The 7,945-nt window shown below is 39.1% G+C and carries 2 protein-coding genes; both read right to left on the bottom strand.

Annotated features, from left to right (window positions below):
* On the bottom strand, positions 1 to 1,026 hold a 1,026-nt coding region (locus tag HMPREF9423_RS09905; protein WP_006149182.1), incomplete at its 3' end, for a collagen binding domain-containing protein.
* 147 nt (positions 1,027 to 1,173) lie between these two features.
* Positions 1,174 to 7,695, bottom strand: a complete 6,522-nt coding sequence (locus HMPREF9423_RS09900; protein ID WP_006149181.1) for a G5 domain-containing protein — start codon at positions 7,693 to 7,695, stop codon at positions 1,174 to 1,176.
* Positions 7,696 to 7,945: the final 250 nt, after the last annotated feature.

The raw sequence follows: 7,945 nt of genomic DNA, 5'->3' as shown, positions 1-7,945 counted from the left end.
AGTTGTTGTAGTTGTTGTAGTTGTTGTAGTTTCACCTTCACCTTCACCAGACGCAGTGTAGATTAGGGTTTTAGCTGGATAGCTACGTTCATTAGGGAAGTTTTCAGCTTTCCACTTGATGACGTTGTTAACTACATCACCTTTTTTCTTAGCTTCAGTCAACTCAGTTTCGTACTCAATATACATTGGCCAGTTCCAGTTGTCACCAAAGTTGATAGTGAAACCAGTGATTTGACCTGCAGCGTTCGTAGTATACTCAGCTTTCTTAGTGAAGTTGTCAGTTGGGTCAAGTTTTGTAAGTTGTTCTTCGCTTTCGATAGCTTTAGGTTGTCGTGCGTAACGTACAGCACGAAGGCTTCCTTTTACCAATACTTGTCCATCTGCAAGCTCATCTGTGATAACCATCTTGTTCAATTTATCTTGAGCAGCGTTCAAGATAACTTTCCACTTGATACGTTTAGGATTTTGTGGATTTTGGTAGCCATACTTATACTCGTATTGGCCAATCGCAGTAGAATCTGGATCATATGTCAAATTATAAGTTTGCTCACCATACTTGAATGTCTTTTTACCAGACTCAGTAACATTACCAGCATTTACAACGATGTCGTATTTCAATGACATTCTCTTGTTTTGTGGGTTTTTAGAGAAATAGTCAGTGAATGTTACTGTTGTTTTACCAGTAGCTGGGTCAGCAACTGCATTACCAACGATTTCAGATCCGTTTTTGATTGGGAATTCAGACTTAACAGGCCAGCTCAATTCTTTTGGCAAGTCAAGAACAAGTGTATCACCTGCATTGATTGCTTGAGAATCTGGGAAAGTAATGCTGTTTGTAGCTTCCATGGCTTGACCTCTGCCTACTTTTGTATCAGCAGTAATGTCTTTACCATCGAGGGTAATTTTAGTGTTGTTAGTATAGTTTGTTACTTCAGCACCAAAGACTGTCGTCAATGTTGTCAATGAAAGAACAAAGATACTTACAAACGCCAAGATGCGTGTTACGCTCTTTTGTGAAATCTTCATCACATAAACTCCTTTTATTTAATCTGATATATCATAGCATTTTTTAGTTCCTTTTACAAGTCTTTTAAAGGGGTTTTTAAAAGATTTTTGTTTTTTTTGCTAGAAATATTCTGATTTTTGTTTTATATTGTCTCTTTTCGACAAATTTCATCTTCTATGGTCATCTTTTTTCTCGCGAATGCCGACCAAAGTTAAGAACATCATCAACATTCCAAGTAGGCTGATCCACCAGTTTGATTGCTCTCCAGTCTCTGGTAAGAGCTGGTCTTGGACAACTGGTGCTTCAACTGTTTGAGGTTCTTGAGCTGAAACTGCCAATGGCTTCGTCTCCTCCGGTTTAGGAGATGGAACTGTCGGAATGATTTCAGCTGGTGTTGATGGTTCTTGTTTTGATTGTTCAACCAGTGTCCCTATTTCAATAATCTCTGCTTGTGGTTCTTCTAGGATTTCTGAGCGAATCAATTCTTTCTTAATCACAACTCCATTCTGCAAAGTCAAACGATACATATATTGACGTTTTCCTGGTTTACCTTTTTGTAGAAGAATTTGTGTACCTTTAGCAAACTTAGGATTTTCAACTATTTGTTTTTCAAAGTCAATCTCTTCTACTTGGATGTTTTCTTCTATAATTATAGAAGAAACTTGCTTGGTTCCGATCTCAGTGATCTCTGCTTGTGGTTCTTCTAGGATTTCTGAGCGAATCAATTCTTTCTTGATCACAACTCCGTCCTCAAGAGTCAAGCGATACACATCTTGTCGTCTACCTGCCTTGCCTTCTTGTAAAATATTCACAGTTCCTTTTGCTAGCTCTGCATTTTCAACTGTTTGTTTTTCAAAGGCTACTTCTTCTACTTGGATGAGTTCCTCTGTTGTAATAGTAGGAATTCGTTTTGTTCCAACTAAGATTACACGAGCCACTGCTTTTCTGATAACCGTGGTATCTACCAATGTAGAAGAACGCTCTTCGTCATTGAAGTAGTATTTCTCAAACGTTCTGTGAATTAGTCCATCTTGACCTTCTTGTAAGACTCTAGTTTCACCTTCTGGCAAGCTATCATCATTGCGATATTCTGTTTGATGACTAATGACTTCATCCTCAGTCACCAAGACTGTACGCTCAACTCCAGCACCTACCACAAGAACTTGGTTGACAGGTTGAGTCGTGATAACAGTTCTTAGATACTCACGTTGAGTTTCTTTACCATTGACATAGGTTGCTTTATAGTAGTCTGTTTGAGTTCCTTCTTGGCCTTCTACTTCGACCAGACGGTAGCTGACAGGCTTAGTCTTGTCCTCACGAACGATGGTGTTGTAAGGAATCGCACTGGTTAAGCTGATCTCTTTGGTTTCAGTAACTTGAGAACCGATATGGATAATCTGCTCAAGGGCTGGACGCAACTCTTTGACGCTAATCAAGTCCGTCTTGACTAAGATGCCATCTTTATAAGTAAGCTGATAAATTTTTTCTACTAAACCAGCACGACCTTCTTGAACAAGTTTACGTTCACCCTTTGGCATGTTTTCATCAATAACGGTAACTGTTCTAAAGTTAGTCTCTTCAGTTCGCGTTTCCTGCTTCACTTTAACATTTGGAACATGTTTTGTCCCAACTAAAATGATGGTCGGAATTGCTTCTCTGACAACTTTACTTTCGATTAGTTTTGAAGAACGTTCTTCATCATTGAAGTACTGTTTCTCGATTGTCTTATGGATGAGTCCATCTTGACCTTCTTGAATAACCTTTGTTTCACCTTCTGGAAGAGTATCGTCGTTACGATATTCAGTTGAACTTGTGATTCTTTCTTCTTGAATTTCGAAGATTGTACGCTCAATTCCAGAACCTTCGACTAGGACTTTATTGACAGGTTGAGTTGTAATGACAGTTCTGAGGTGCTCACGCTTGGCTTCCTTACCATTGACGTAAGTTACTTGATAGTAGTCTGTTTGAGTTCCCTCTTGGCCCTCTACTTCAACAAAGCTGTATCCAACTGGCTTAGTCTTATCCTTACGAATAATAACATTGTACGGAATTGGACTTGTTGTGTTGATTTCCTTGATCTCAGTGACTTGCGTACCGATATGGATAATCTCATCTTGGACTTTTTGAACTTCCTTGCTACTAATCAAGTCTGTCTTAATCAAGACTCCGTCTTTGTAGGTTAGTTGGTAGACTTTCTCAATGAGACCAATTCTTCCTACTTGAACGACCTTAGTTTCACCTTTTGGTAGGTTTGGATCTTCGATTTTTTGAGTCTTATAGGCAATCTTCTCAGTCTGAGTGTCTTGTTCTACCTTGATGGTTGGTACATGTTTTGTACCTACCAAGATGATCGTTGGAGTTGCTTCTTTGATTAGTTTGCTGTCTACTAATTTCGTAGAACGCAATTCATCATTGAAGTATCGTTTTTCAATCGTCTTACGAAGGAGGCCTTCTTCGCCAACCTGTTCAACTTTTGTTTCACCTTCTGGAAGAGTATCATCATTTCGATACTCAGTTGAGCTTGTAATCTTATCTTCTTGAATTTCAAAGAGAGCACGTTCTACTCCAGCACCTTCGACAATCACCTTGTTAATAGCTTCTCTAACGACTGTTGTCTTCAAATGTTCCCGTTTGGTTTCGGTACCACTGATGTAGGTTACTTTATAGAGGTCTGACTTTTCACCGTCTTGACCTTCTACCTCAGTCACTCGGTAGCCGATTGGCTTCGTGGTGTCTTTACGAACCTTAATAGTAAATGGAATTGGACTTGTCTCGGTTGCTTCTCTAATTTCTTTGATACGAGTTCCAACTTGGATGATCTCATCTACTGGCTCTGTAGTGATGTTAGATTCTACAAATGTACGAGATGTCTCTTCTCCATTCACTTTCGTTACAGAGTAACGATTTGTTTTCTGGCCTTTCTTACCTGCCTGGATAACCTTAGTTGTCCCTGCAGGAAGCTGATCTGAAAATTCTTTGAGAGTATTGTAATCGATTGACTCTGTCTCATCTACAAGCTCAGTTGTTTCCACGATAGGTGTCGCATTTCCGACACGAACGACACGGTTGACTGCATCTGTAATCTTATGTTCAGAAACGATGGTACGACCGATTTCTTTACCATTTCGATAGCTTACCAAGAAAGTACGGATAATTTGTCCTGGAGTTCCTTCTTCATCGACAACACTTTCTCCTGCTGGAAGTGTATTGTCTGAGACATAAATCGTCTTGAATGGAACGTCAACTTGTTCATCCAATGTACGTTCTGTCATCTTAGAAGTACCGATTACCGTGATTTCGTCTACAGCTTTTGGATCCTCAACTTTTGAGATTTCTTTACGAGCAACTTCTACATCGCCCTCATAGGTAACCTCATAGGTTGTTGTAATGGTACCTGGTGAGCCGACCTGAGTAATCTTGCTGTAGCCTTCTGGTTGGGTTTCATCTTTTTCGATAACCTTGTTGAAGTCTTTTTCTTCGACAACAACTACGGATCTGATTGATACAACCACACCTAGACCTTTAACAACAATCTTGTTCTTCTTCTCTTTTAGGGTGTTTTCATTGACCAAGGTACGGTCAACGAGTTCATCATTGAGGTAGGTAAGTTTATATTGACTTTCAATGCGACCTTTTTCACCTTCTTGACGGACTTCTTCGTAGCCTTTTGGTTTCGTGTAGTCGTATTCAACTACAGTTTCAAAGTCAACATCCTTAACCTCAGTAGTGTATTCAACCTTTTCTACTGCACTACCAACTGTGATAATGCGTTTGACTGGTTGGTCAATCACTGTTTCAGACGTCAAAGTCTTACCGGCTTCCTTACCATTCAGTTTTCTGATTTGATAAGTCTTTTCAACAGAACCATTCTTACCAGCTTGATTTTCAAATTGATAAGTTTTTGGTTTTGTTGGGTCAGTTCTGATTTCTGTTTCGTATGCAACCGTTTCTTTCTCAGTAACAGTTTCAAATGTTTCTGTCGCTGTACCAATCAAGACGATTTCTCTCGTAGGCTCTTGAATTACTTCCTCAGATTCAATCTGACGACCTACAATTGTATCACCAACTTTGGTAATCTTATAAACATTAACTTTCTTACCAGGTACACCTTTTTGTACAGTTTCCTTAAATCCGATAGGAAGTTCATCTGTCTCACGAGTTTCGATGATGTACTCTGTTGTTGTTGTTGTACGAAGTGTTTCAACCGTTTTATCACCAACGATATCTACTGGAGCTAGCGGCTTACCATCTAGAGTGTTACGCCCAAGGAAGACATTATTACTCTTGGCATTTAAGTTCACCCAGTCACCATTGTATAGTCTAAAGAAACCATTCTTGTTTGGTGTGTCGGCGATGAATTTATTGTCTGTAGCTGTTACTTTAACAGTGTCGTTTAGACGGTTGATACCAAAGAAAGCTTGCATTATGTCTTTGATAACTCTACCGTCCGTTTTACGGGTAACATCATAACGTTGCCACGGCTCATTGTCTTTATACTTAAAGGTATTGCTATTGACAGCAATAGAAGCTGCGTTTGTGCTTTCAATAGCGACCGCATTCTTCCATCTTGATTTAATTTTCGATACAGTCAACTCATTGTTGTCAATATTGATACTTCCTCTAGTCTTGGTAAATGGTACTTTTGTAACCTTGTTGACACGTTTTCCAGTAGTACGGTCAATAACACTTGCTACATAAGTTGTATCATCATTGATGTAAATCGGTAGCTGCTTGATGTCATCTACTTCAATCTTGTTTCTTGAAATAGTGATGTCACCTGAACCGCCACCTTCAACACCTCTAGATGCTTGAGCAGTATTGTTATTGACAGAGATGATATAGTCTGTCGAATCACCAGTGATGGTGTTTCCTTCAATGTTTAGACTATAATCATTTGAACTTTCGTTGTTTCTAAAGAGAATACCAAATGTTCCTAGTTGTCCATTTTCAAATGATTTTGTTAAACCTTCAATGGTGTTATTTGAAATGACGTAACGACCTTTATCAAGAGGTTTGGTCCATTTATGGTTTTTCTCATTTGTCAGGATAGAGATGGCTGTGTAACCACGGTAACGAGCTGGATCATCATCATCGTTTTCCAACTTAGAGTTTGGATCTTGTGTTACCTTGTTGTTACGAATAATGACATCTGTCATCGGATTGGCACGGTTATAAACCTCAATACCATTCAAACGATCCCCGAGTGAGACGTTATTTTCGATGAGAATCTTATTCCCGTCGTGAATATCCAAGCCTTTACGGTAGTTGTAGTTTGTATAGTTTCCAGTATAGGTAATGCCATCGTTATAAGACCCTGCCATTGAGGCAGCACCATATCCAGTACCACCGTCCAACACATGACCGTTGTATGACAAGATATTATTGTCTACCACGAAATTACGTTGGTAACCGAACATAACACCAGCAACACGGTTGTTATGAAGGAAAGAGTTGGTCACCTTGTTACCGTCCATGATAGGAACATCTGGATCTCCAATAGACTTGACTTCATTTGAAACCTTCTCAGAGATACTGCTGTAACGGATTGGTCTACCGCTAGCATCATACTCTTGAGCCGTTGCCTTACTTGAACTAAAGAAGACACCGGCTCTGTTGAATTTCATAGCACGAACGTCATTGATCGTAACATTTGAAGAATCGTTTACGTAAATACCGTTTGAACGTCCAAAGTAAGATTTTCCTTTACGGTAAAACTCATTATCCTTAGTGTAGTCTGATGAATCATAGGCGTGCTCAACAGTTAAGCGGCCTACAGTAAAGTTATTCTGATTTTGAATGAGGACCGCAGACTCGTAACGGTTATCTGTCAAGTTTGTTTCAGGATCGTGCTCTCCATCTTGCTTTTTGTTAAACACGATTTTTGTATTGTTACGACTTGGACCACTACCAATCAAACCTTTTACATTGGCATAGTTCTCATCGATAACCAAGGTTTTCTTCAAGAGGACATTCCCTGAAACCATTACGGCAGCTCCACCCTCAACCTCATTGGCTGCTTTCAGAGCTTTTTGAAGAGCATCACTTGCTTCAACCTTACCAGTTGTATCTAGTCCGAAGTCCGTAGCTTTTACATACTTACCGTATGTTGCATCTTCATATACGTTTGTATTACTAGCTGCTGCTCTTCTACGACGAGCTCTAGGAGCTGCTGATTCATCTTTAGGAGCTTTCGGTTCCTCTTTAGGAGTCGTTACCCCCTCTTGAGGTGTCTCTGACAACTTTTTCAGTTCTTCTTCAGGTGTTGTTTCAGCTACTGGTTTTTCTACCTTAGGCTGTTCTGCTTTTGGCTGTTCAGTTGTTGGTTGCTCTTGGACAGGTTGTTCCGCTTTTGGTTGTTCTGCTACTGGTTTTTCTTCAGTAACTTCCTTCTCAGCAGGAGACTTGTCTGCTTCCTTTTCTGGCACTTCCGTTGTAGAAGTAGAGTTTTCCGGAGTTAAAGCTGCAGGGTTTCCCTCATTAGCAACCGGCTCTTTCTTATCATTAGCAGTAGCTTCACTCTTTTGATTTGTGTTCTTATTTAATGAAGTTGCTTTTCCATCCTGATTTTGAACAACTGTGTTATTTGAGAAATCAGTTGTATCAGCTTTAACATGCACTTGACCTAATTGGAAAGTGGTTAAAATCCCAATTGTCAATAGTGAATATTTTGTTGATTTTCTAATATTCATTTTCTTTTTCTCCAAACTCTCATTTAGCCATCATCTCTTTATAAGATTTGAATTCTGCATAAATATCCTTAGACTCCCTGTTTTAGGGCGCAAAATATTTATTCTATACTATTCAATAATACAGTGATATAGGGCGAAAGTCAATAAATTTTAACCGAAATTTTTATTTATCCAACTAATACTTTTCGTTTATGATTTTTTTCTAAAATTTGTGTCTTTTTAGTACTTTTTATTCAAAAAAGCTAGGAGT

Origin of the sequence: Streptococcus infantis ATCC 700779 (genome assembly GCF_000187465.1) — a bacterium.
Classification (GTDB): Bacteria; Bacillota; Bacilli; order Lactobacillales; family Streptococcaceae; genus Streptococcus; species Streptococcus infantis.
Note: the sequence above shows the minus strand (reverse complement) of the source record. Positions and strands in the feature narration are given on the sequence as shown.

What these genes read in the sequence shown, in the direction of transcription:
- HMPREF9423_RS09900 (WP_006149181.1), bottom strand. Translation starts at nt 7,695, where the DNA reads ATGAATATTAGAAAATCAACAAAATATTCACTATTGACAATTGGGATT.